This is a genomic window from Nocardia concava NBRC 100430, from assembly GCF_000308815.1.
Classification (GTDB): domain Bacteria; phylum Actinomycetota; class Actinomycetes; order Mycobacteriales; family Mycobacteriaceae; genus Nocardia; species Nocardia concava.
In genome coordinates this window covers 20,866-45,079 of the sequence record NZ_BAFX01000059.1, presented here as the reverse complement: position 1 = coordinate 45,079, position 24,214 = coordinate 20,866, and the positions used below count along the sequence as shown (strand labels likewise).

Annotated in this window: 21 protein-coding genes; 7 read left to right on the top strand and 14 right to left on the bottom strand. The window is 69.4% G+C overall.

The genetic code is table 11. The annotated features are described in order from the left end of the window. The coding region (locus tag ON43_RS11920) for a hypothetical protein (protein WP_040806859.1) at positions 1–713 on the bottom strand (713 nt) is incomplete at its 3' end. 113 nt (positions 714–826) lie between these two features. Beyond that, positions 827–1,765: a methylenetetrahydrofolate reductase gene (locus ON43_RS11915; protein WP_040806858.1), complete on the bottom strand. Its 939-nt coding sequence runs from the start codon at positions 1,763–1,765 to the stop codon at positions 827–829. Between the two features lie 459 nt (positions 1,766–2,224). On the opposite strand from ON43_RS11915, the gene ON43_RS11910 reads away from it, so the two are divergent. The 4 genes from ON43_RS11910 to ON43_RS11895 all read left to right on the top strand — a co-directional run bounded on the left by ON43_RS11910 (position 2,225) and on the right by ON43_RS11895 (position 7,816). Continuing rightward, on the top strand, positions 2,225–3,334 hold the full coding sequence (locus ON43_RS11910; protein ID WP_051178302.1) for a polyprenyl synthetase family protein: 1,110 nt from the start codon (positions 2,225–2,227) through the stop codon (positions 3,332–3,334). A gap of 172 nt (positions 3,335–3,506) precedes the next feature. Continuing rightward, complete coding sequence (gene crtI / locus ON43_RS11905) at positions 3,507–5,120, top strand: phytoene desaturase family protein (protein ID WP_040806857.1); 1,614 nt, start codon at positions 3,507–3,509, stop codon at positions 5,118–5,120. A 66-nt stretch (positions 5,121–5,186) separates the two neighbouring features. Continuing rightward, positions 5,187–6,887, top strand: a complete 1,701-nt coding sequence (locus ON43_RS11900; RefSeq protein ID WP_083913338.1) for an alpha-(1->6)-mannopyranosyltransferase A — start codon at positions 5,187–5,189, stop codon at positions 6,885–6,887. Positions 6,888–6,895: 8 nt separating this feature from the next. Continuing rightward, entirely contained in the window at positions 6,896–7,816 is a 921-nt protein-coding gene (locus ON43_RS11895; RefSeq protein ID WP_040806890.1) for a phytoene/squalene synthase family protein, read from the top strand. 81 nt (positions 7,817–7,897) lie between these two features. Here ON43_RS11895 and ON43_RS11890 read toward each other — a convergent pair whose 3' ends face one another. After that, a complete protein-coding gene (locus ON43_RS11890; RefSeq protein WP_040806888.1) occupies positions 7,898–8,266 on the bottom strand; it encodes an Rv2175c family DNA-binding protein in 369 nt (122 codons plus the stop codon). Positions 8,267–8,382: 116 nt separating this feature from the next. Here ON43_RS11890 and pknB point away from each other — a divergent pair, with 116 nt between their 5' ends. After that, on the top strand, positions 8,383–10,389 hold the full coding sequence (pknB, locus tag ON43_RS11885; protein WP_040806886.1) for a Stk1 family PASTA domain-containing Ser/Thr kinase: 2,007 nt from the start codon (positions 8,383–8,385) through the stop codon (positions 10,387–10,389). Between the two features lie 73 nt (positions 10,390–10,462). Here the strand turns inward: pknB and ON43_RS11880 are convergent, their stop codons facing one another. Next, positions 10,463–11,851, bottom strand: coding sequence for a class II 3-deoxy-7-phosphoheptulonate synthase (locus ON43_RS11880; protein ID WP_040806856.1), 1,389 nt, complete (start codon positions 11,849–11,851; stop codon positions 10,463–10,465). 127 nt (positions 11,852–11,978) lie between these two features. Here ON43_RS11880 and ON43_RS11875 point away from each other — a divergent pair, with 127 nt between their 5' ends. Continuing rightward, positions 11,979–12,476, top strand: coding sequence for a polyadenylate-specific 3'-exoribonuclease AS (locus tag ON43_RS11875; protein WP_040806881.1), 498 nt, complete (start codon positions 11,979–11,981; stop codon positions 12,474–12,476). A gap of 134 nt (positions 12,477–12,610) precedes the next feature. On the opposite strand, the gene ON43_RS11870 is transcribed toward ON43_RS11875, so the two are convergent. The 10 genes from ON43_RS11870 to ON43_RS11825 all read right to left on the bottom strand — a co-directional run bounded on the left by ON43_RS11870 (position 12,611) and on the right by ON43_RS11825 (position 21,779). Beyond that, positions 12,611–13,336: a lysophospholipid acyltransferase family protein gene (locus ON43_RS11870; RefSeq protein WP_040806854.1), complete on the bottom strand. Its 726-nt coding sequence runs from the start codon at positions 13,334–13,336 to the stop codon at positions 12,611–12,613. 194 nt (positions 13,337–13,530) lie between these two features. Continuing rightward, positions 13,531–14,526: an ROK family glucokinase gene (locus tag ON43_RS11865; protein ID WP_040806851.1), complete on the bottom strand. Its 996-nt coding sequence runs from the start codon at positions 14,524–14,526 to the stop codon at positions 13,531–13,533. Then, positions 14,523–15,299, bottom strand: coding sequence for a hypothetical protein (locus ON43_RS46155; RefSeq protein WP_245568550.1), 777 nt, complete (start codon positions 15,297–15,299; stop codon positions 14,523–14,525). The genes ON43_RS11865 and ON43_RS46155 overlap by 4 nt, the downstream gene beginning before the upstream one ends. After that, positions 15,296–16,624 (bottom strand): ArsA family ATPase, encoded by a 1,329-nt coding sequence (locus ON43_RS11855; RefSeq protein WP_051178298.1) that lies wholly within the window; start codon positions 16,622–16,624, stop codon positions 15,296–15,298. Before ON43_RS11855 ends, ON43_RS46155 begins: the two co-directional genes overlap by 4 nt. Positions 16,625–16,707: 83 nt before the next feature. Next, entirely contained in the window at positions 16,708–17,145 is a 438-nt protein-coding gene (locus ON43_RS11850) for an SRPBCC family protein (RefSeq protein WP_040806877.1), read from the bottom strand. A 65-nt stretch (positions 17,146–17,210) separates the two neighbouring features. Continuing rightward, entirely contained in the window at positions 17,211–17,603 is a 393-nt protein-coding gene (locus ON43_RS11845) for a hypothetical protein (protein ID WP_040806848.1), read from the bottom strand. Between the two features lie 60 nt (positions 17,604–17,663). After that, entirely contained in the window at positions 17,664–18,818 is a 1,155-nt protein-coding gene (locus tag ON43_RS11840) for a glycosyltransferase family 4 protein (RefSeq protein WP_040806847.1), read from the bottom strand. A 52-nt stretch (positions 18,819–18,870) separates the two neighbouring features. Continuing rightward, on the bottom strand, positions 18,871–19,905 hold the full coding sequence (locus ON43_RS11835; protein ID WP_083913337.1) for a peptidase MA family metallohydrolase: 1,035 nt from the start codon (positions 19,903–19,905) through the stop codon (positions 18,871–18,873). Between the two features lie 24 nt (positions 19,906–19,929). Beyond that, positions 19,930–20,934, bottom strand: a complete 1,005-nt coding sequence (locus ON43_RS11830) for an NlpC/P60 family protein (protein WP_051178301.1) — start codon at positions 20,932–20,934, stop codon at positions 19,930–19,932. A gap of 215 nt (positions 20,935–21,149) precedes the next feature. Then, positions 21,150–21,779, bottom strand: a complete 630-nt coding sequence (locus ON43_RS11825) for a C40 family peptidase (RefSeq protein ID WP_040806841.1) — start codon at positions 21,777–21,779, stop codon at positions 21,150–21,152. Positions 21,780–22,406: 627 nt separating this feature from the next. Here ON43_RS11825 and ON43_RS11820 point away from each other — a divergent pair. Further along, a complete protein-coding gene (locus tag ON43_RS11820) occupies positions 22,407–24,158 on the top strand; it encodes a DEDD exonuclease domain-containing protein (protein ID WP_051178297.1) in 1,752 nt (583 codons plus the stop codon). The last annotated feature ends 56 nt before the right edge of the window (positions 24,159–24,214 follow it).

Sequence of the window (24,214 nt, the reverse complement as noted above, 5' to 3'; positions counted from 1 at the left end):
GTGTTCCCGTTGCGGACCGTGCCGAACATGGCGGCCAGCACCGTGCCGGAGCCGGTATTGACCGGGACCACGCGAACGCCGCCGACCGGCAGGGCCGCCGTGAAGTAATCGCGGACGGCCTGTTCGACCATGGGGCGCAACTCGTTCGGGACCTGCGGCGGGATCATCGCGTTGAGGACCTGCGAGAGCGGGCCCATGGGCACGAAACCGCCGCGGCCGGTGGTGAGGTTGACCCAGGCGACCTGCATGCCGGAGGTGTCGGCACTGTCCGGGCTGATGCCGTAAGGGACGAACGCGAACATGGCCTGGCCCGCCTTGACGGCCGAAAGATCAAGGCCGGGAATGGAAACCGCGTAACGCGGCCACGGGCCGGGGATGGTGCCCGCGACTGCGGGGGCCAGACCCAGCGTGGTGCCGCCCAAGCAGAAAGGCGCGGCGGTCGGATAGAGGAAGGGCTGGATGCCCAAAGTCTGCAATCCATCGACGGTTTGGCCGTAGGCCGAGAGCCAGTCGGTGGGGGCCGCGGTGTCAGCCCTGGTGATCGCGGCCAATGCCGCGGCCGCGTCGGCGGTGAGCGCGGCGGCGCCGGTGTTCGGGCGGTCGGCGGGGGCCGCGGCCGCGGTGCCGGTCAGGGTTGCCGGACCGGTGGCTGTCAGGACCGCGCAGACGCCGAAAGCGCCTGCGAGACGGACGAGGTGGTGGAACGCGGACATGGGTGGCTCCCCTCGAGGTCACGGGTCGAGGGGGACGCTACTCCGCTGACCAGCGAAAACCGGATATTTGATCCGGTGTGCCGGTCACTTGTTCAGGCCTGGTCGAGGATCGGTCAGGCGTGGGCCGGGGCGGGCGACATGGTGTAGCCCAGGTTCGCCAGCACTTCGCCGGTGGCCTTGGCGAAGTTCAGGGTGATGAAGTGCAGGCAGGGCGCGCCCTCGGCGATGAGCGTCTCGGCGATCTCGGTGGCGATCTCGATGCCGACCTCGCGGACCGCGGCGCGATTCTCCTCCGGACCGTCACCGGCGGCCTTGCGCAGCCGCTCCATCACCTTGGCGGGCAGCTCGCGGCCCGACAGCTCCACCGCGCGCTCGACGGTGCGCAGCGAGGTGATCGGCATGAGCTCCGGAATGATCGGCTTGGCGCCCTCGACCGGATCGCAGGCGATGACCCGATCCCGCAGGCGCAGATAGTGCTCCGGGTCGAAGAACATCTGGGTGATCGAATACTCCGCGCCCGCACGCAGTTTCGCGCACAGGAAGCGGGTGTCGTCGTCGAGGTCGCCCGAACGCGGGTGCCCCTGCGGGAACGAGGCCACGCCGACGTGGAAGTCGCCCAGATCACGCACCATGCGGACCAGGTCCTCGGCGTACTCGACGCCCTCCGGATGCTTGACCCACTCCCCCAGCACATCGCCCGGCGGATCGCCGCGCAGCACCAGCAGATTCCGGATGCCCGAATCCGCGTACGCGCCCACGATCGAACGCAGCTCGGCGACAGAGTGATCGACAGCGGTCAGATGCGCGACCGTCAGCAGCGTGGTTTCGCGCGCCAGCTGCCCGGTGACCCGGATCGTACGGTCGCGAGTGGACCCGCCAGCGCCGTAGGTCATGGACACGAACGCCGGATGCAGCCGCTCGAACTCCCGAGCCGCGCGCCACAACCGCGCCTCACCGGCGGCGTCACGCGGTGGATTGAACTCGACCGAGAACGGGATCGACCCATCGGGCCGCGGCCCCAGCTGTTCGAGGACGGAGCGAGTTCCGGACACTCGAGGCGTGCGGGAAACTCGGCCAGGGGTCGAATATCCCCGTACATTGTCGAAACTCACGCCGACATTTTACGGGGCGAAACCGGCCACCGAACCCCGCCCCGCACCTATCCCAGCAGGTGAGACCCGCTCCCCTGCGCCGAGTGGCACACCAGTGTGGCCGAATCCGACAAATCCCCTCGCTGGTGTGCCACTCGGCGAATCGATCCTCACCTCGGCTGCCGCGGCTCCGGGCCGGACGTCGAGAGATGCTCGCGACAACGGGAGGTGGGGTAGCAGGCGGAAGCGGCCCGGGCGGCGGTATGACCGATTCCTGAGGCTGGGTGGGTGCTGGGTATTGTCGGGGGCGAAGTCTCGCGCGCTGGCTCGAGCGGATCGCGATCAGGTCGGCCCCGGGGGGAAAGCCGGTCAGCGAGGCTCGGGCATCGCCGCAGTACGGCACTCATCAAGGAGGCTCCCCTGTCCGCCGGACCTGGTACCCCGACCCGCCACCCGGTCGGCGCGGGCTCTGTCGTCGCCGCCGTGGAAGAGCGGCTGCGGGCCTTCTTCGTGACGCGGGAACCCATCGTGGAGCCGCTCGGGCCGGTGTTCGTGGACGCGGCACGGGCCTTGCAGGACTTCGTGATCCGGGGCGGCAAGCGGACGCGGCCGTCGTTCGCGTGGACCGGGTGGCTGGGTGCGGGGCGCAGCCCGGAGGATCCGGAGGCGGACGCGGTGCTGACCGCGTGTTCGGCGCTGGAGCTGGTGCAGGCGTGCGCGCTGATCCACGACGACATCATCGATTCCTCGCGCACCCGGCGCGGCTTCCCGACCGTGCACGTGGATTACGAAGGGCGGCACCGGGATCAGCGCTGGCGGGGCGACGCGGACCACTACGGGATCAGTGTCGCGGTGCTGATCGGCGATCTGGCGCTGGCCTGGGCCGACGATATGACCCGCGACGCCGGCCTGCCCGACGACGCGGCCGCGCGGTTCGCCCCGGTGTGGGCGGCCATGCGCACCGAGGTGCTGGGCGGGCAGCTGCTCGACATCCACGGTGAGTCCGCCGGGGACGAGACCGTCGAGGCGGCGCTGCGCATCAACCGGTACAAGACCGCGGCCTACACCATCGAACGCCCGCTGCACATGGGCGCGGCGCTGGCCGGGGCCTCCCCCGAACTGGTCGCCGCCTACCGCGAATTCGGCACCGATATCGGCATCGCCTTCCAGCTGCGCGACGACCTGCTCGGCGTCTTCGGCGATCCGGCCGTCACCGGCAAGCCGTCCGGCGACGACCTGCGCGAGGGCAAGCGCACCGTCCTCATCGCCGAGGCCCTGCAGCGCGCCGATATCGACGCCCCGGCCGTCGCGGACCTCATCCGCTCCAGCCTGGGCACCGACGTCACCCCCGAACGGGTCACCGAATTGCGCACGGCCCTCACCGAACTCGGCGCGGTCGACGCGGTCGAGAAGCGCATCAGCTCGCTGACCGACCAGGCCCTCACCGCCCTGGACGCGAGCACCGCGACTCCAGAGGCAAAGCGGCAACTTCGTGCGATGGCGCTGGCCGCCACCGCGCGTACGTATTAGGCGTCTGCTCACATCGTCATTCCGGCGTGTCCTTGGCCGGAGTCCGCACCCGCAGGAGCCGCGCGGATGGTGTGGATCCCGGCCAAAAGCACGCCGGGATGACGGGGCAGGGATGCACGCCGGTATGACGGGGCAGGGATGACGGGGCAGGGATGACGGGAGTGGTGGTGGCATGAGAACTGTTGCGGGACCGACCGATCGGGTGGTCGTCGTGGGAGCCGGGTTGTCCGGGCTGGCGGCGGCGCTGCATCTGGTGGCGGCCGGGCGGCAGGTGACCGTGCTGGAGCGGGCCGATCACGCCGGCGGGCGGGTCGGGCGGTACCGGGGGCCGGATTATGAGATCGATTCCGGGGCAACGATTCTCACACTGCCCGAGCTGATCGACGAGGTGCTGGGTGTGGTCGGGCAGACCCGCGAGTCGGTGGGACTGCGGATTCTGGAGATGGCACCGGCCTATCGGGCGCGGTTCGCGGATGGGTCCGTGGTCGGCGTCTACTCCGAGGAGGCGCAGATGGCGGCCGAGGTGGCGCAGGTGCGCGGACCTGAGGCCGCTCGGCGGTATCGGCGGCTGCGGGGCTGGCTGAAGGACGTGTACGAGGCCGAGTTCCGGCAGTTCATGGACACCAACTTCGAATCGCCGCTGGACATGGTGCGGATTCCGGAGAAGCGCGTCGCGCTGGCGGAGCTGGTGCGACTGGGCGCCTTCGGGCGGCTCGGGCCCAAAGTCGGGTCGATCATGCGGGATTCGCAGCTCGCGCGGCTGTTCAGCTTCCAGGCCCTGTTCGCGGGGATGGCGCCGAATCAGGCGCTCGGGGTGTACGGCGCGATTCCCTACATGGACACCTGCCTGGGCGTCTACTACCCCGAAGGCGGCATGCGGGCCATCGCCGCGGCGCTCGGGCGCGCGTTCACGGCGGCGGGCGGCACCCTCGAACTCAACGCCGAGGTGATCGGCATCGACTACCGGGGCAAGCGGGCCGAGGCGGTGCGCACCGCCGACGGCCGCGTCTTCGACTGCGATGCCGTCGTGGTCACCGCCGACCTCGGCTCGCTGCCGCGCTTCGGGCTGCGGCACCGGCGCGGCCTGCGGGCCTCACCGTCGGCGGTGGTGGCGCACGGCACAATTCCGGCCGAGGTGGCCGCGGGCTGGCCGGTGCAGGCGCATCACACCATCGACTTCGGGCAGGAATGGGACAAGACGTTCACCGAGATCGCTGCCCGGCCCGGGCGCGGACGGCTGATGAGCGATCCCTCCCTGCTGCTCACCCGCCCCGCCCTCACCGACCCCACGCTCTACATCGACCGTGCCGAACAGCACATCGATGCGACCGGGCATCTACGCGACACTGTCCGCTACGAGCCACTGTCGCTGCTGGCCCCGTGCCCGAATCTCGATGCCGCACCGCTCGGCTGGGACCAGCTCACCCCCTTCTACCTGCGCGAACTCCTGCAGACCCTGGAAGAGCGCGGCTACCAAGGGATTTCGGAGCACTTCTGGATCGACCACGTGGACACCCCGCGCACCTGGAAGGCGCAGGGCATGCTCGCGGGCACCCCGTTCTCGGCCGCACACCTGTTCCGGCAGACCGGTCCGTTCCGTACTCGAAACCTGGTGCGCGGCCGCGCGAATGTCGTTCTCGCAGGCTCGGGCACCGTGCCCGGCGTCGGCGTGCCGACCGTGCTGTTGTCGGGCAGACTGGCAGCGGCGCGCATCACCGGTGACGCGCGACATGCCGGGAGTCGATCACTTGACACCGGAGCGGTGGCGCCGGTGCGCAAGCACTAGACTGACCGCGTCCTTAGATCACCCGCGGCCCGCCGCCGCCGACCTTTTCGGGGGGAACGACCGCCGATGCCGACCCCCGAGACGGACTCCGCCACTCCGGACGCCGCGAACACCACGATCACGCGGACCGCCCGCGGTGTCGCGCAGGCCGATCCGGCCGACCGCGCCGCCACCCGGAGCTCCCTCGACGCCGCCGCGCACGGCTGGCTGCACCATGCCGCCGACTTCGTCCGCGGCCCCGCCGGACACTCGGCCACCCTCGGCTTCTTCGGCGCGCTGCTGATGACCTTCGGCGGCTTCGGCGCCGGCAGCACCCGGCGCAGCGATCCGCTGTTGGAGGCCATGCACCTGTCGTGGCTGCGGTTCGGGCACGGGCTGGTGCTGTCGTCGCTGTTCGTGTGGATCGGCGTGCTCGCCATGATCACCGCGTGGGTGCGGTTGGGGCGCATCGTGATCGGGCGGCAGCCGGGCATCGAGGTCACCCTCAACGAGCTGCGCGTGATCGTCGGCGTCTGGATCTTCCCGCTGCTGTTCTCGGTGCCGCTGTTCAGCCGCGACGCCTACTCGTACCTGGCGCAGGGCGCCATGCTGCGCGACCACATCAACCCGTACCAGTTCGGGCCGACCGAACTGCACGCCAACGCCGCCACCGTGCTCGACAACGTGAGCCCGGTCTGGCTCAACACCACCGCGCCCTACGGACCGGTCTTCCTGCTCATCGGGCGGGCCATCACCAGCATCACCGGCGACAACGTGGTGGCGGGCACGATCGCGCTGCGGCTGGTCATGCTGCCCGGCCTGGCGCTCATGGTGTGGGCCATCCCGCATCTGACCAAGCATCTGGGCGGCAAGCCGACCACGGCGCTGTGGCTGGCGGTGCTCAACCCGCTGGTCCTGGTCCACCTGATCGGCGGCGTGCACAACGAGATGCTCATGGTCGGCCTGATGTGCGCGGGCATCGCGCTGGTGCTCGAACACCATCACGTGGCCGGCATCGTGGTCGTGGCCGTCGGCGTGGCGGTGAAGGCGACCGCGGGCGTGGCGCTGCCGTTCCTGGTGTGGATCTGGATGATTCACGAACGCGAGCGCCGAGCCGCGCAGAACGAGGGCGAGATGCCCCATCCGGTCCTGACCTTCGCCAAGATCAGCGCGCTGGGCGTGGCCGTGTTCGCGGCCGTGTTCGCCATGGCCACCTGGGCCACCGGGCTGCGCGATCACCAGATCGGCTGGCTCACCGCGCTGTCCGGCTCGAAGAAGATCATCAACTGGCTCTCGCTGCCGACCATCATGGCGCACATCGTCACCTGGGTGACGCCGTTCCAGATGGACCCGGTGCTGAACGTGACCCGCCTGATTTGCGCGGCGGTCATGGTGGGCCTGCTGGGGTGGGCCTGGTGGCGGTTCAAGAGCAGCGAGAAGGAGGCCGTGCTCGGCATCCTGGTCGCGTTCGTCACCATCGTGATCCTCTCCCCGGCCGCGCTGCCCTGGTACTACTCGTGGCCGCTGGCGCTGGCCGCCGCGTTCGCGCTGTCCACCCGGACGCTGCAGATCCTGGTCGGCCTGTGCACCTGGCTCATGCTGATCTTCCAGCCCGACGGCGCGCCCGTGACCGGGTATGTGCACGGCACGCTGGCCATCTTCGTGGCGGTGGTGGCGGCGCGGTCGCTGCGCACCGTGGATCCGCTGAAACTGCGTGCGGCGCAATCGCATATCGAGACGCTGCCGCAGACCGAGAAGCTCGGCACCGCCGCGCCCGGCCCGGTGTGAACCGGCCCATGCCGCTCGACCGCGCCTACCGGGACTGCCGCCGCATCGCCGCCGCCCACGGCCGCACCTACTTCCTGGCCACCCGCTTGCTGGAGCCGGAGCGAAGACCGGCCGTGCACGCGCTCTACGCCTTCGCACGGCTGGTCGACGACATCGTGGACGCGGCCGACGCGCCGAGCCGGGCGGCCGAATCCGCGGCCCGGCTGGATCTGATCGAACACGAACTGCGAGCCCGGCTGGTGGACGCGCCCGTCGACGCGGACGACAGTGCCGAGACCCGGGTGCTGCTCGCGGTCTCCGACACCATCCGGCGGTATTCGATTGCCGCCGAACACTTCTGGGTGTTCCTCGACTCCATGCGCATGGACATCCCCGGCGGGCCGCAATACCGCGACCGCTACGCCAGCCTGGCCGAGCTGGGCGAGTACATGCGCGGCTCGGCGGCGGCCATCGGGCTGCAATTGCTGCCGGTGCTGGGGACCGTGGTCCCGGTCGCCGATGCCGAACCGGCCGCGGCGGCGCTGGGAGAAGCGTTCCAGCTCACCAACTTCCTGCGGGATATCGGCGAGGATCTGGATCGCGGGCGGGTGTATCTGCCCGCCGACGAGCTGGCGGTGTTCGGGGTGGACGCCGAACTGCTGTTCCACTGCCGGGAATCCGGGCGGACCGATCCGCGGGTGCGGCGGGCGCTGGCCCATCTGATCGCGATCAATCGGGGCATCTATAGGCGCGCGATCCCGGGTATCGATCTGCTCACACCGCGGGTGCGCCCGGCGATCCGCACGGCGGCCACCCTTTACAGCGGAATTCTGGATGAGATCGAGCGGGCCGACTACGCAGTCTTCACACGCCGCGCCGTCGTGCCGCAGCACCGCCGATTGCGAGTCGCGGCACGGGAATTCGTCGCGGCCAGTCCACTGCGGAACTGACCGCGACCCGTCATTCCGGCACGTTTTTGGCCGGAATCTATTTGGATCCCGGCCAAAAGCACGCCGGGATGACGAGGCGGATCAGAAGGGATCCGCGGCGGCCCGGCGGATGACCTCGCGGGCCAGCGGGCCGTGCAGGGCGTCGATCGGGCGGCCCGGAAGGGTGTCGTCCTCGGTGTAGATCCACTCGAGGATTTCCTCGTCGGTGTATTTGCCGTCACGCATGACGGTGATCAGACCGGTCAGGTGCTTGGTAACGGCGCCGGTGGAGTCGAAGAACTCCTTCGGGATTCCGGCAACGCCATCGCGGCGCACGGCGATTATCTGATGGTCGCGCAGCATCTGATGAACTCGCGTAACCACCATGCCCAGCTGCTCGGCCACGTCGGGCAACGGGATCAGCGTCACCGAATCCGGCAGGACGTCTTCGCTGCAAGGAAAGGCACTCACGCGGACCACGGTAGTCTCTCGCGTCGCCACCGTCGCATCACACCCCGACGCGGCTACCATCGGGTGAGCCGCACGGGCGGTCAATCGGAAAATTCGGAGAATCGGAAGGGTTGCAGTTGATCGGCCAGATGCTGGAAGGGCGCTACCGCATCGATGCGCCGATCGCGCGCGGCGGTATGTCCATGGTGTTCCGGGGGGTGGACACCAGATTGGACCGACCGGTTGCCATCAAGGTGATGGATCCGAAGTTCGCCTCCGATCCGCAATTCCTCACCCGCTTCGAACTCGAGGCGCGGGCCGTGGCCAAGCTCAAGCATCCGTCGCTGGTCGCGGTGTACGACCAGGGCGTGGACGGCGACCATCCGTTCCTCATCATGGAGCTCGTCGAGGGCGGGACGCTGCGCGAACTGCTGCGCGAGCGCGGGCCCATGCCGCCGCACGCGGTGCGCGCCGTGGCCGAACCGGTGCTCTACGCCATCGGCGTGGCGCATTCCGCGGGGCTGGTGCACCGCGACATCAAGCCCGAGAACGTGCTGATCTCCGATTCGGGCGAGGTCAAGATCGCCGACTTCGGGCTCGTGCGCGCGGTAGCCGAGGCGAAGATCACCTCCGACAGCGTGATCCTCGGCACCGCCGCGTACCTCTCCCCCGAACAGGTCACCAGCGGCACCGCCGACGCGCGCAGCGATGTGTACTCCGCGGGCGTGCTCATCTTCGAAATGCTCACCGGGCGTACGCCGTTCACCGGCGACAACTCGCTGTCGATCGCGCTGCAGCGGGTCGAGAAGGATGTGCCGTCCCCGAGCCGGTTCATCGGCGGCATCCCGCCCGAGATCGACGAGCTGGTCGCGCACGCCACCGCCCGCGAGCCCATGCACCGCTTCGCGAACGCCACCGAGATGGCGGGCGAACTGCGGCGCATCGCACGGGAATTGCAGCTGCCCGACTATCGGGTGCCCGCGCCGACCGAGTCGGCCGAACATCTCAGCGCCAAGTACCGGGTCGGGCCGACGCCCGCGCCCGCGGCCCCACAGCCCGCGCGGTCGGTTCCCGGCGCGGCGGATATGACCACGCGACTACCGGTGGACCCGCCGACGGTGAAGGTGCAGCCGCAGCAGCAGCACACCCGGGTGATGACCGCGGCGCGGGAGATACCGCCGGACTACCGTCCCGACTACTCCCCGCAGCCGCCCCCGGGACCGCCCGGAAACCACGGCTATCAATCGGAATTGATCGAGGATCGCGGCAAGTCCCGGCGCAAGGTCATCGTCTGGTTGAGCGTGGTGATCGCGCTGGCGCTGCTGCTGGGCATCGGCGGCTGGTGGCTCGGGGTCGGCAGATTCTCGGCGGTGCCGTCCATCGCGGGGATGAACCAGGACAAGGCGATCAGCACGCTGCAGGAGGCGGGGTTCAAGACCGAGACCCGAAACAAGGCCTCCGACGCCATCCCGGTCGGCAATGTGGTCGGGACCGATCCGCCCGCCGGGACCAGAATCACCAAGGGCTCGCTGGTCGCGGTGCTGGTCTCGAGCGGCAAGCCCAAGGTGCCGGATGTGCAGGCCGGGCAAGACGTTCAATCGGTCAACAAGGCCATCAAGGACGCGGGACTGACACCCGTGGACGGCGGCGAGGTGGGCAGTACGGCGCCGAAAGGCACTGTCGCCAAGGTGGATCCGGGCCCCGGCACCATCCTCCCGGCCAATGCGCAGGTGAAGGTCTACCGCAGCAAGGGATCCCAGCCGGTCAAGGTGCCCGATGTGCGGGGCAAGACCGCCGAAGAAGCCAAGACGGCGCTCCAGAAGGCCGGTCTCACCGTCAGTTCCACCAGAGACCAGTTCGATCCGAAGATCAAATCCGGTTCGGTGGTCGGCACCGATCCGGCCGCAGGATCCAGCGCCGAATCCGGCTCCGGTGTGGTACTCATCGTGAACACCGCGATCGAGATGCCGAATCTGCTGGGCTCCAACGTCTCCACCGCCCGCAGCAAGCTGCAGGCCCTGGGCTTACAGGTCACCGTCCGGCAGCTCGCCAGCAATGACAGCTCGATCGTCATCTCCCAGAGCACCGCCCCCGGCGACACCGTCGAACCCGGCGCGACGATCACCCTGGTAGCGATTCCCTAACTCCCATAGAGCTCGGAAACGTAAGAGCCCGGACCGTTTTCAACGGTCCGGGCTCTGTTACGTCGCGCGGGTCCTAGCGCAGCATCTCCGCGACCAGGAACGCCAGTTCGAGGGACTGCTGGGTGTTCAGGCGCGGGTCGCACGCCGTCTCGTAGCGCTCCTCGAGGTTCAGATCCGAGATGTCCTGTGCGCCACCGAGGCATTCGGTGACGTTCTCACCGGTGAGCTCGATGTGCAGGCCGCCCGGGTGGGTGCCCAGCGCGTGGTGCACCTCGAAGAAGCCCTGCACCTCGTCGACGATGCGGTCGAAGTGGCGGGTCTTGTAGCCGGTGGAGGACTCGTGGGTGTTGCCGTGCATGGGGTCGCACTGCCAGATCACCTGGTGGCCGGTCGCCTGCACCTTCTCGATGATGGCGGGCAGCACGTCGCGGACCTTGCCATTGCCCATGCGCGCGACCAGGGTCAGGCGGCCGGGCTCGTTGTTGGGATCCAGGCGCTCGACGTATTCCACGGCCTGCTCGGGCGTGGTGGTCGGGCCGATCTTGAGGCCGATCGGGTTGGCGATCAGGCTGGCCAGCGCCACGTGCGCGCCGTCGAGCTGACGGGTGCGCTCACCGATCCACAGGAAGTGGGCCGACAGGTCGTAGAGGACCGGCTCGCCGGTGACCGGGTGCTCGCTCAGGCGCAGCATGGCGCGCTCGTAGTCCAGGACCAGCGCCTCGTGGCTGGCGTAGAGCCGCGCGGAGGCCAGGTTCGGATCGTTGACGCGGCAGGCCTTCATGAAGGCGAGCGCGCGATCGATCTCGGTGGCCATCTGCTCGTAGCGGGCGCCGGCCGGGGACTGCGCCACGAACTCGCGGTTCCAGTCGTGCACCTTGTGCAGGTCGGCCATGCCGGCGGAGGTGAGCGCGCGCACCAGGTTCATGGCGGCCGACGCGTTGGCGTAGGCGCGCACCAGACGCGACGGATCGTGCTCGCGGACACCGGCTTCGGCGACGATGGAGTTGACCATGTCACCGCGGTAGGACTTGAGGCCCAGCGAATCGGTGTCGGCCGAGCGCGGTTTGGCGTACTGCCCCGCGATGCGGGCCACCTTCACCACCGGCAGGCTCGCGCCGTAGGTCAGCACCACGGCCATCTGGAGCAGCGTGCGGATATTGCCGCGGATGTGCGGCTCGGTATTGTCGGCGAAGGTCTCCGCGCAGTCGCCGCCCTGCATCAGGAAGGCCTCACCCCGCGCCACCTCGGCCAGCCGTAGCCGCAGCTCCTCCACCTCGGCGGGCACGCAGATGGGCGGCACGCTCTCGAGCACGGTGCGCATCTTGGCGGCCTGCTCCGGATCCCAGGACGGCTGCTGCAGCGCCGGGCGAGCGAGTGCGTCGTCGAGGCGCCGACGAAGCTCGGCGGGCAGCGGAGGAAGTTCCGGCAAGCGATCGATCGGTACGTCGACGGTCCAGTTCACCCGTTCAGAATACGGATCGACCTTGGTGCGGTGGACCACCCCCAGGGCTGGGATTGCTCACACCCGGCGGCCGTATGATCAGGCCGGATCCATTTCCCGAGCTCGAGGTCAGGAGAGACCCATCTCACTGCGGTACTTTTACGATTCGGAATTCATCGAGGACGGAAAGACCATCGACCTCGTCTCCATCGCGGTGGTGTGCGAGGACGGACGCGAGTTCTACGCGGTCTCCACCGAATTCGACCCCGAGAAGGCCGGGCCGTTCGTCCGCCGCAATGTGCTTCCCAAGCTACCCCCGCCGTCGTCGCCGCTGTGGCGGTCGCGCCAGCGGATCCGCGACGACCTCTACAAGTTTCTGGTCCCCCGCCCGGGTGTCGAGCCGGAGCTGTGGGCGTGGGTCGGCGCGTACGACCACGTCGCGCTGTGCCAACTGTGGGGTTCCATGGTCGACCTCCCCAACGCGCTCCCCCGCTACACCAATGAGTTGCGCCAGCATTGGGACCAGCACGGCCGCCCGCCGCTGCCGCCGGTGCCGAAGGACGCGCACGACGCCCTCGCCGACGCCCGCCACAATCTCGCCAAGTTCGAGGCGATCGAGGCATATCGACGCATTCAGGCGTCCTGAGACCCACCCCGTCATTCCGGCGTGCTTTTGGCCGGAATCCATCGCTACTGCTGTGGATCCCGGCCAAAAGCACGCCGGGATGACAAACGGGCCCCGAGCGAATGTCGCTCGGGGCCCGTGTGATTGGGGCGGGATCAGCCCGCCATGGTCTGGGGGATGCGGTCCTCGTCGGGGCGGCTGCCGGAGGGGACGCCCTTCTTGAGGGAGGCGGCGTAGACGTCGACGTATTCCTGGTCGCCCATCTGCATGAGCTCGTACATGATCTCGTCGGTGACGGCGCGCTCGACGAAGCGGTTGCCGCCCATGCCCTCGTAGCGCGAGAAGTCGATGGGGGCACCGAATTTCACGGTGACCTTGCGCGGCCGCCAGCGGAAGGGACCGGGCGGGCACACCTCGTCGGTGCCGATCAGGGCCACCGGGATCACCGGCACTCCGGTCTCCAGGGCGAGGCGTGCCACACCGGTCTTGCCCTTGTAGAGGCGACCATCCGGGGAGCGGGTGCCTTCGGGGTAGAGCCCGACCAGGCGGCCCTCACCGAGCAGTTTGCGCGCGGTGTTGAGGGCGGATTCGGCCGCGTCCGCACCGGACCGGTCGATCGGGTACTGGCCGGTGCCGGAGAAGAAGAACTTCTGCAGCCGACCCTTGAGACCCGGGGTGGTGAAGTATTCGGCCTTGGCCAGATAGGTGATCCGGCGCGGGCTCATCAACGGGGTGAACAGCCAGTCCGTGAAGGACAGATGGTTGCCGGCCAGAATGGCCGCGCCCTTGGCGGGAATGTTCTCGACGCCCTCAACCTTCGGCCGGTTGATGAGATGCATCAGCGGCCCCACCAAGACATACTTCAGCAGCCAGTAGAACATTGCGTCCTTTCCCCTGTTTCGATACCCGGGACCGGCCTCGTTGCGGGCACCACCACTGCTTGCCTACCCTACCGCCGAGTCCTCACCGTAACCAACTGGTGGTGATGGGTTTCTCCCATGTCGGGACTTTCGTCCCGAGTTTTGGAATTGATCGCGGACCGGCCGGAATTCGTCAACGCTGCGCCGGCACCGAATCAACCGCGCGCCGGCACCGCGTCCTGGTCCGCGGCCACGGCGGCGCGGGCCAGTTCGGCGGCGCCGATCATGCCCGCGGCCTCGCCGAGTTGGGCGGTGCGGATGCGGGCCAGGCGGCGGTGGCGGGCGCCGGTGATCGAGCCCGCGTAGTGCTCGCGGGCGTCGTCGAGGAACAGCGGGGCCGAGCTGCTCACGCCGCCGGCGACCACGATCAGGTCCGGATCGAAGATGTCGCTGACGAAGGCCAGGCCCAGACCCAGCCAGCGGGCGAAGTCGGCCAGCACCTCCTGGGCGACGGGATCGCCGTCCTCGGCCGCGCCCGCGACCCGGCGGCCGGTGAGCGAGCCCGGATCGCGGCCGGCCTCGCGAGCCAGCAGGGTGGAGCGCTGCGGGTCGGTGGCCAGGAATTCGATCGCGGTGTCGACCAGAGCCGTTCCGCTGCAATACCTTTCCCAGCATCCGCGCTTACCGCACGGGCAGGCGCGGCCGTTGGGCACCACCGTCAGATGGCCGAGTTCCGGTGCGACGCCGAAGCTTCCGCGATAGAGCTGGCCGTTGATCAGCAGCGCCGCGCCGATGCCGGTGCCGATGGCCACCAGCACCACATTGCGCCCGCCCGCCGCCGCACCGAAGCGGTACTCCGCCCACAGCGCGGCATTGGCGTCGTGTTCGAGGATGACCGGCAGGCCGAGGCGGTCGGTGAGCCGCTGCGCCACGGGCGCGTCCTCCCACGGCAGGTGCGGGGCGAAACGCACGGTGGCACGGTCCTCGTCGACGAATCCGGCGACCGCGAGGCCGACCGCGCCGATGGCGTGGCGGCCGCACAGTTCGCGCACCGCGCGGGCCAGCGCGTCCTCCAGGGCGCGGGCCGAGTGCGGGGTCGGCGCGGTCACGGTGTCGAGCACCTCGCCCGAACCGTCCACCACCGACGCCCGAATATTCGTGCCGCCCACATCGATACCCACGGTCAGCGGCACGTCCTCACCCTCTCTCATGCCTTGATGGTCACGTCGATGGACTGGTACTTGGCGCGTCGACCACCCCCGGGGCGCGATGCGCGGCCGGGTGCCGGGCGACCGGCGGGGTCGTCGGCGGGGCGGGCGACGGGCGGGCCGAAGGGCTGATGGTCGCCGGACGGCTGGCGCGCTGCGCCCGGTCCGTCGCCGAAGGGGTCCTCAGCGGTCTCGGGCGGTGCGCCGAAGTCGTTGCCGCCGGGCTGCTTTCGCGCGGCGGCGCGGCCCTGCGCACCGGCGAGGAAGCGGGCGAACACCGCGGCCAGACCCGCGCCCGGAGCATGAGCCGATTCCGCTGCACCCCGGGCGGATTCGCCCGCGCCGGTCGCGTCGGCCTCGCCGCGCGCGGTGGCGTAGGCGTCGGCGAACGGCAGATCCGTTGCCTCGGACTGTGTTCCGGCGAAGTGCGAATGCCGATGCCAGGCTTGGTATTCCGGCGAATCCGGGTCCAGGTCGGGCGGGATCACCGGTTCCACCGGCACACCCGCGAGCGCCTCGCGCAGCACGGTGACGATGGCGGTGCCGTGATCGGCGATGGCGGCCACCACATCGTGGTGCTCACCGCGCACGATGGCCGCGGCCGCGCACACCGGGCACCAGCTGCAGCTGGACCATTCGACACGCCCGTCGGAGGCGGTGCGGCGCAAGACCGGTTCGACGCGTTCGAGCACGGCCTCGGCGAGCAGCCGCAGTTCCTCGGCGAATTCGCCGAGGTTCTCCTCCGGATGGCCGGGACGCGGGTGGGTCGTGGTCATTTCGGCCAGACCGCCGGATCGGGCCGGAAACGGACCACCAGCTGGTCGCCGTCGAGTTCGGCGGTCTCGACCGTGCACCGCCGCAATACCGGGGCCAGCCGCAAGCGCCGCCGGACCCCGTCCGCTCCCACGATCAAATCGTCCTCCACTCGTCCCAGCCGCAGGGTCGACGGATCGACCACCGGCAGATGCATGCGCATCGCGAACAGCGAGTGCACGCCCGCGCCCGACTCGAGCCGCACCACCGGCTCCGCGGGGACGGGCAGCACACCGTCCGCATCTGTGCCAAGCATAGGGATCGGACGCCATCCCACCCAGTTACCACTCGCGTCCACCGCGTAGGACAGCGCGGCCAGCGAGCTCAGTCCCACCGGCTCCGCCCCGGCATGGCCCACGACCTGCACCGGAACGCCGCGCAGGCGCTTGCGGAGCTCGGTCACCACGTCGAGTTGCTCGCCACGCCGGTTGAAGTACCACTGCACCGCCGGATGCGACGGCTCGGCGGCCTCGGGTGCCGGCATCTCCGGCAGCACCTTGTTGACCAGCACGGCATCCAGCCGGATACCCAGCAGGGCGGCCGCCGAACGCACGCGCGCGGATTCGGCGACGGCCACCTGCTCGGCGGCGGTCACCAGCCGCGCGCCGGTGCGGGTCCGGTCCACCAGCAGATCGCGGGCGTCGGTCACCGCCGCCACGATCTGCTCGACGGTCACCGCCAGCACGGCCTTGCGGAAGTCGGCGCCGATGGCCTCCATGGTGCGGGAGTGCGCGGGCCACACCCGTTCCAGATAGCCGAGGACGGTGTCGGGTGCGGTGACGATGCGCAGCATGTCCGCCGACGGCGGGCAGTCCACCACGATCACGTCCCAGCGCACATCCTTGGCGAACCGCGTGATCTCGAGCAGCGCGAGCAGTTCCTGCACGCCGGGCAGCCCGGTCAGCTCGGCGGGATCCAGTGCCCCCAAATCGAATCCGTGTTCATGCCCGGCCCCGGAGGCCATGATCAGCACCTGCCGGAATCGATCCTCCAGCAGCGCAAGCGAATCCACCTCGATGACGTCGAGCTCCGGAATCGCCTGCGCGGCATCGGTATTCGAGCTTCCTGCATACCCGACCTCGGCCGCGCCGAATCCCGGCTCCCGGACATCGGCGAATGCCGGTGCGGGACTGTCGAACACGGTCAGCGGCAAGCTGGCGACGGCCGCCTCCGCGCCATGGCGCAGGTGGTAGCCCAGGGCGTCGCCGAGGGAATGGGCCTGATCGAGGGAGGCCAGCAGGACCCGCTGCCCGTCACGCGCGTACGCGAGGGCGGTCGCACAGGCCAATGTGGTTTTTCCGACGCCACCCTTGCCGATGAAAAGCTCGACGCGGGTGGCGGGGCGCGGCGAGCGTTCGGTACCGCCGGTGGTCAGCCTTCGACCCGTTTCTTGAGTTCCTTGAGGGCGGTATCGGTGATGACCTTCTCCGCCTTGCGTTTGAACATGCCGATCATCGGAATGTTCAGGTCCACGGTCAGCTCGTACACGACCTGGGTGGTGCCGTCGGGCAGCGCGATCAACTCGTAGGTGCCGTCCTGCGCCTTCTGCAGATCACCGCCGACCAGACTCCAGCTCACCGCGCGGCCGTCGGACCGCCAGGTGTAGGACAGGGTGTAGGTGTCCTTCACGACCCCGGCATCCAGCACGAAACGGGCGGTGCGGGCGCGACCGTCCGGGAACTTGTCCAGCACTTCCACCGAGCGGGCCGCGGCGACCCATTCCGGATACGACTCCAGGTCGGCGATGACGGCCATCACTCGATCCGAGGGGGCGTCGATCACGATCGACCTCTGAGTTCGATCGGCCATGGTCGGCAACGCTTCCTTTCAGCCTGTGACGCGGAGCGATCGGTCTGTGACGTCGAGCAGTCGGGTCAGTGCACGGCGGCGGGCGCGACCCCGGCCTTGCGCCCGGCCTCGAGGCGGGCCTTGATCTCGAAGGACATCACCTTGCCCGCGACGCGGCGGGTCCGGTTCAGGGCCAGCAGCTCACGTCCGGACATACCGGCTATGCCGCCGCGCGGTTCGGCGTGCATGAAGAAATGCATGATGACGCCGTCCAGCATGGGCTCCAGCCAGACCTCCATGGTGCCCTCCGCACCGCCGCTGACGGTCCAGCGAATCCCCTTGTCGCCCCGGTCTTCCCGCACCTGTAACTGCAGGTCGGGGAACCAGCGGCGCCAGCGGGCGCGATCGGCCAGCACCTCGGCCACGGCCGTGCCCGGCGCGGCGACGAAGGTCTGATCGGCAACCTGGATACTGCTCACGCGGCTGAGCCTAGCGCAGGATGGGAATGGTCTCAGACCCGCGCCGACCGGGGCCGCCGCTCAGGCGGGGTGGCGCGCCCGCAGGCTCGGGTCCAGCAGTTCCTGTAGTCGCTTGCCCATCAGGTCCCAGCGCCACTGCTGCTGTACCCACTGGCGGCCCGCCGCGCCCATGGCGGCGGCGGCCTCGCGGTCGGAGAGGATGTCGACGATGGCGTCGGTGAGGGCCTGGATGTCGCGGCCGCCGACGACCCGGCCGGTCTCGCCCTCGCGCACGGTTTCCGGCGCGCCGCCCGAATCACCCGCCACCACCGGCACTCCCGTGGCCGAGGCCTCCAGGAACACGATGCCCAGGCCCTCGACGTCCAGACCGAAACCGCGGGTGCGGCACGGCATGGCGAAGACATCGGCGATGGTGTGGTGGGCGGCGAGCTCCTTGGCCGGGACGCGGCCGGTGAAGATGACATCGTCGCGCAGGCCCATGGCCTCGGTGAAGGCGCGCAGCTTCTGCTCGTAGGGCCCGCTGCCCGCGATCACCAGCACGGCCCCGTCTATCCGCTTCTTGATCTCGGGCATGGCGGTGATCAGCATGTCCTGGCCCTTGCGCGGGACCAGCCGCGACAGGCACAGAATCGTGGGCCGGTCCCCCAGCCCGTAGCGCTCGCGCAGTTCGGCCCGAGCGGCCGGGTCCGGCTTGAAGATCTCGGAATCCACGGCGGGCGGCAGGTATTCGAGCGCAGCCTGCGCGCCGAACGCCGTCGAGAACCGGCGGCGCGTGTATTTACTGACATAGGTGACGACATCGGTGTGGTCGCCGATCACCCGCAGCGCCTGCCGCGAACCCGGCAGCATCGACCAGCCGACCTCGTGTCCGTGCGTCGAGGCGATGATCCGTTCGGCACCCGCCTTGCGCAGCACCGGCGACATGAGCGCCAGCGGCGCGGCGGCCCCGAACCACACGCGGTCGCATTTCTCGTCGCGCATCAGCTTCTTGGCCCGCCGGGCGACCAGCGGCGTCGGCAGCATCAGCGTCGTGGGATGCCGGACCACCTGGAACGGCTGCTCCGCGTCGAACTTCCAATGGCTGTCGCCCCGCCAGCGCGGCGCGTAGACGACCAGTTCGTCGGCGGGCAGCTGCAGGGCCAGGGCGTGCAGATACGACTGAATTCCACCCGGTCGCGGCGGGAAATCATTGGTAACCAGCAGAGTTCGCCCCATGCCTCAAACCTACTGCACCCCGCGTCCAGCGAAGGGTTGCGGTCGGAGTGGGTTACGCGCCCGCGGCGGTGCGGGAGGTGATCCAGGCGCGCCAGTCGGCGACGAAGTCCGGGTAGCCGGTGCCGAGAGTGGAACGGAAGGCCGATTCGAGGGCGGCACGGTCCTTCGGGCCCGACGCCAGCTGGTGATAGAGGTCGACGAGCTTGGGGTCGCCGTACTTGTCGGCAATGAAAGCGCAGACGGACCAACCCTGTTCGTAGGCGAGGGAGGCCTGGCCGCTGGCGGGGGCGAACATGGCGTCCGCGGGGAGATCCGCGGGCAGGTCACCGGTGCGAGCGCGCGCGGTGAGCGTAGGCGCGATATCGGTGACCGGGTGGCGCATGCCGCGGTGGGCGGTGTATTCGGCCGCGCCCTCGAGCATCCACATCGGCGAGCCGTCGACGGTGATCTTGCGGGTGGCCATGTGGGTGAGCTCGTGGCGCAGCACCGAGCGCAGGCCGTCGGGGCCGAGGCGGTGACCGGCCTGGGGGCCGAAAACGACACGCTGACCGGTCAATTCGGCGCCGGGACGGGTCGGGTCGGCGACGGTGGAAGCGGCGACCTCGGCGGGCACGTCACCGACGGCGTGGGTGAGCGCGGCGAATTCGGCGGGGCTGGAGGCGACCACCACGACCGGCGCCTGATTCCAGTCCGGACCCCACAGCGCGGTCACGGCGTTGGTGGCCGCCGCGAGTTCGCTTGCCAGCACATCGATATCGGCCCGCTGCGCCGGATGACCGAGCACCACGCCGATGCGACCCGACCCCGTGGACACCGGATCGGCGACGAGCTTGCCGTAGTAATCCATGGTCCGCTTGACCAGCGGCACCTGCGGATCGGTCGCGGTGAGACCGTCCTGGCCCGGCACCACCGCGCGCAGGGTCGGCAGCACCGAGTTCGGCAGCATGAGCAGCGCACCGCAGGCGGCGGTCAGGCCGGTGACCATGACCAGCGTGGCGACGAACTGGAATCGCCGTCGCGCCGACAACCAGCCGCGCATCCGCCGCAGAGCGCTCATCGCCACCTCGTCGTACTCATGCGCGGCCACCTCGTACTCATGCGCGGTCCAGGGTCAGAACCGGCGCGCCGAATGGAACGGTGTGGAGCTCATCGGCGCGACCTGCACGGGAACGCCGAAAGTCGAAGCGTGCAGCATCAATCCATTGCCGGCGTAGATGCCCACATGCGAGATGTCAGAGTAGAAGAAGACGACATCGCCGGGCTGCAGGTCCTTCTCGGCCACCGGCGTGCCGAAGCTCGACTGCTGCTGGCTGGTGCGCGGGACACTCTTGCCGACCTGTCGGAAGGCCCACTGCACGAGGCCGGAGCAGTCGAACTGATCGGGACCGGTCGCACCCCAGACATAGGGATCGCCGACGCGGGTGAGACCGGCGGCCAGCGCACTGGTGCCGGAACCGGGAACCAGACCCCGCAGCAGGCTGTCGCGATCGAAGCCGGGCGGGAACATCGAGCCCGCCAGCGCGGACTTGTCACCGGCGGAGAGCTGACCCCACGCGGCGATGACACCGGCCATGGAGCCTTGCAGCGCAGCGCGTTTGGATTCCAGATCGGAGCGGACCGCATCGGCCGCGGAACTGGCGGCGCGGGCGGCCTCGGCGGCGGAGCGCGCCGCGGCATCGGCGACGGAGGCGGCGTCGGTGGCCTTCTGATACTGGCCCAGTTGATCATTCGTGCGCGTGCCCACCAGATCCACGATGGACATCTGATCGAGCAGCTGCTGCGGCGAGTTGCTGACCAGTAGCGAGGTGAGCCGGTTGGTGCGGCTACCGAGCAGCGCGGAAGTGGCGGCGCGATCGATGACCGGCCGGTAGCGGGCGATCTCGCCCTTGGCCGCGCCGAGCACGGCGGCGGCGTCGGCGGCCTTCTGATCGGCGTCGGCGGCCGCGGCCAGCTTGGTGTCGAGATCGGCCTGCGCATTGAGCGCCTGCTGGTTGAGCTGCTCGGATTGCCGGGAGAGGTCGATCATCTTCTGGACCGCCTCGCCCGCGGTGGCCGGTGCGGCGACCGGGTCGGCGGTGGCCGGTCCGATGCCGAGCGTGCCGTAGGAGGCGACCATGAGGGCGCCCACCGTGAGTGCTTCACCCACCAGTCGCCTGGTCCGCTGACCGTGTGTCCGATGAGGTCGCTGCTGCGCTGCCACGGTTGCTGTCGTCCCGTTCTCTTACCCCGAGCTGGTCAAGAAGGTCTCGATAAGATTACGAAACGGCGACCGCTTGTGTCCAGCAGGCCACGGAAGCATTACGGTCGCCGCGTCGAAATCCGCTGCGGAATCTAGATGCGGACGGCGCCCGCGAACGGCATGGACGAGATCGGGGCGACCTTCACCGGCTGACCGGAGGTCGAGGCGTGCACGACATTGCCGTCGCCGATGTAGATGCCCGAGTGGCTGCCGCCGTAGAACGACACCACGTCGCCCGGCTGCAGATCGTCGAAGGAGACGGGCGCGCCCGCGCCGGCCTGCTCGTAGCTGGTGCGCGGCAGGTTGACACCGGCCTGCGCGTAGGACCACTGGACCAGACCCGAGCAGTCGAAGGCGTTCGGGCCCGAGGCGCCGTACACGTACGGGTCGCCGATGCGGCTCATGGCGGCGTCGACCGCGGCCTGGTGCACATTGTTCTGCGGGGCCGGGGCGGCCGGGCCGGGGCCCTGCGGGGTGACGATGCCCGGGATCTCGGGGATGTTCACCGGGATGGACGCCGGGGCGCCCGGGATGGCCGGCAGCTGGATCGAGTCGGGCACGTCGAAGGTGCCGACCGGAGTGTTGACCGGCTGGGCCGACGCGGGAGTTGCGGGCAGCAGCAGCGCACTCAGCGTGGCAGCGCCGACGGCTCCGGCCGCTGCGGCACGGCGCGCGGTGCGCGTGATGCCCCGGACCTGTCGCTGGGAGGAGGTGGTCGCCATGGTGAGGTACTTCCAATCTGCCCCGCGACGCCGCACCCGGTGGTGCGTCGGACTCCGCGAGGTCTCAGGAAGATTACGAGGACATAACGGTGCTTTGTAAAGCCGAGGTGGTCGGTACGTGAACCGAAATTGTTACGCGGCTACATTTCGGTGCGACTTAAGTCACAGCAATCACGAAACGATAACAACGGCCGTTTTCGAGAGAGCGTCCCGATGGCTACCGGCGGGTAGCCAAAGTGCGCTCGAGACCCTCGCGACCTCGACGAATTCCGCATAACACGACGTCAGAGCCATGGGCTCCGACCTGGGGATCTGCGACACGCTTGATCGACACGCCCGACCGCAGGACAGCGGAGCAGCACACCGCGCCCGCCGATCCGGACCAAACGGCCTCTTCCACAAAATTGATCCACAATCTGAATCAAAGTGACCCTGGTCACAGTCTGGCATATTTCAGCAATTCGGGGATTTCGCCTCGAAAATCTCAACCTTATATACAGACATTTCCCCAGGTCAGGCATAACAGCGTTATGACCGGGTGATTCTCCGAATTTCCGGGCCCTGACCGGCGGATCCGGCGCGAGTTGTCGGACCCTGCGCCTACGCTTGCCGTCCGTGCCTTCGAGCTTGCCGTCAGTGCCACCGAGACCGGACCCTGCCGCGCAGCTGGCCTTCGACGAGCTCGAGACACCGCTCTACGACACGACGTTCGTGGTGGTCGATCTCGAGACCACCGGCACCAGCCCCGAGGGCGACTCGATCACCGAGATCGGCGCGGTGAAGGTGCGCGGCGGGGAGGTGCTCGGGGAGTTCGCCACGCTCGTCAACCCCGGTTGCGCGATTCCGCCGCAGATCGTCCAGATCACCGGAATCACCACGGCCATGGTCGTGGACGCCCCGCGCATCGAGCAGGTGCTGCCCGGGTTCCTGGAGTTCGCGCGGGGCGCGGTGTTGGTCGCCCACAATGCCCGCTTCGATGTCGGGTTCCTGAAGGCCGCGGCGGCGCGCTGCGAATTGCCCTGGCCCGCTTTCCAAACCGTGTGCACGGTGCTGCTGGCGCGGCGGGTGCTGCCGCGCGAGGAGGCGCCCTCGGCCAAGCTCTGGTATCTGGCGCAGCTGCTGGGCGCGGAGACCCGGCCGACGCACCGGGCGCTCGACGACGCGAAGGCGACCGTGGACGTGTTGCACGCGCTCATCGCGCGCGTGGGCAATCAAGGGGTGCACAGTCTCACCGAGCTGCTCGACTATCTGCCCGAGGTGACGCGGCGGCAGCGCGCCAAACGCGTGATGGCAGCGGACCTTCCGGCGACGCCCGGGGTGTATCTGTTCCGCGGTCCCTCGGACGAAGTCCTCTATATAGGGACGGCGGTGAATCTGCGCCGCCGCGTCCGCAACTACTTCACCGGTTCCGACACCCGCCCGCGCATGCGCGAGATGGTGCAGTTGGCCACCCGGGTCGATCACGTCGAGTGCGCGCACGGGCTCGAGGCGGGCGTCCGTGAGCTCCGGCTGCTGCTCGCCCACACCCCGCCCTACAACCGCCGCTCCAAGTTCCCGCAGCGCGCGTGGTGGCTGACGCTGACCGACGAGCCGTTCCCCCGCTTCGCCGTCTCGCGCACCCCCACCCGGGACGCGCTGGGCCCGTTCACCTCTCGTACCGACGCCCAGGAGATCGCCGCGACGCTCGCCGAGCAGGCGGGCCTGCGCACCTGCACCACCCGCATCCCGCGCGACGGCCGCCACGATTGCCAGCCCGCGATAGTCGGCGGTTGCCCCGCGAGCGCCGAAAACAGCCCCCTATATATAAAGGAATACGAACGAGCCCCCGCCGCCCTCCGTGCCCTCTTCACCGGCACGGACGACGCCCTCCTCCACTCGATCGCGGCCAAGCTCGAAACCCTCTCCACCGCAGAACATTTCGAGGCCGCAGCCCGCCTGCGGGACCGCACCGTGGCAGTGATCCGCGCCCTCCGCCGCACCCAGCGCCTCACCGCCCTGGCCGCCATCCCCGAACTGATAGCTGCCCACCCCGACGGCGCCGGTGGCTGGCAATTCGCGGTAATCCGCCACGCCCGCCTGGCCGCGGCAGGCACCGCCGTCCGCGGCATCTCCCCTATGGCGGTCGTCGACCGCCTGGCTGCCTCCGCCGAAACCGTCATCCCACCTCTGCTCTCCGCCCCGGGCGAAGCCCCCGCCTATCCCCCTCTGCGGGGCGCACTTCCGGAAGAGGCGGGCCTCCTGGTCCGCTGGCTCGAACAACCCGGCACCCGCATAGTCCGCACCACCGACGGCTACGCCGAACCCCGCCTCGGCGCGGGCCCCTGGCTCGACTGGGTAGCCCGCGCCGAAGCCGCCGCCCACCCCACCGACAACATCTGAACGTCCTCGCGAAACCCCAAGCCCCCGACGGTGATCGGCGCCCGCTGCCAGAATGG

What these genes read in the sequence shown, in the direction of transcription:
- ON43_RS11870 (WP_040806854.1), bottom strand. Translation starts at nt 13,336, where the DNA reads ATGTTCTACTGGCTGCTGAAGTATGTCTTGGTGGGGCCGCTGATGCAT.
- ON43_RS11895 (WP_040806890.1), top strand. Translation starts at nt 6,896, where the DNA reads ATGCCGCTCGACCGCGCCTACCGGGACTGCCGCCGCATCGCCGCCGCC.
- ON43_RS11830 (WP_051178301.1), bottom strand. Translation starts at nt 20,934, where the DNA reads ATGGTCGCCTCCTACGGCACGCTCGGCATCGGACCGGCCACCGCCGAC.
- ON43_RS11850 (WP_040806877.1), bottom strand. Translation starts at nt 17,145, where the DNA reads ATGGCCGATCGAACTCAGAGGTCGATCGTGATCGACGCCCCCTCGGAT.
- ON43_RS11840 (WP_040806847.1), bottom strand. Translation starts at nt 18,818, where the DNA reads ATGGGGCGAACTCTGCTGGTTACCAATGATTTCCCGCCGCGACCGGGT.
- ON43_RS11825 (WP_040806841.1), bottom strand. Translation starts at nt 21,779, where the DNA reads ATGGCGACCACCTCCTCCCAGCGACAGGTCCGGGGCATCACGCGCACC.
- ON43_RS11900 (WP_083913338.1), top strand. Translation starts at nt 5,187, where the DNA reads ATGCCGACCCCCGAGACGGACTCCGCCACTCCGGACGCCGCGAACACC.
- ON43_RS11865 (WP_040806851.1), bottom strand. Translation starts at nt 14,526, where the DNA reads ATGAGAGAGGGTGAGGACGTGCCGCTGACCGTGGGTATCGATGTGGGC.
- crtI (WP_040806857.1), top strand. Translation starts at nt 3,507, where the DNA reads ATGAGAACTGTTGCGGGACCGACCGATCGGGTGGTCGTCGTGGGAGCC.
- ON43_RS46155 (WP_245568550.1), bottom strand. Translation starts at nt 15,299, where the DNA reads ATGACCACGACCCACCCGCGTCCCGGCCATCCGGAGGAGAACCTCGGC.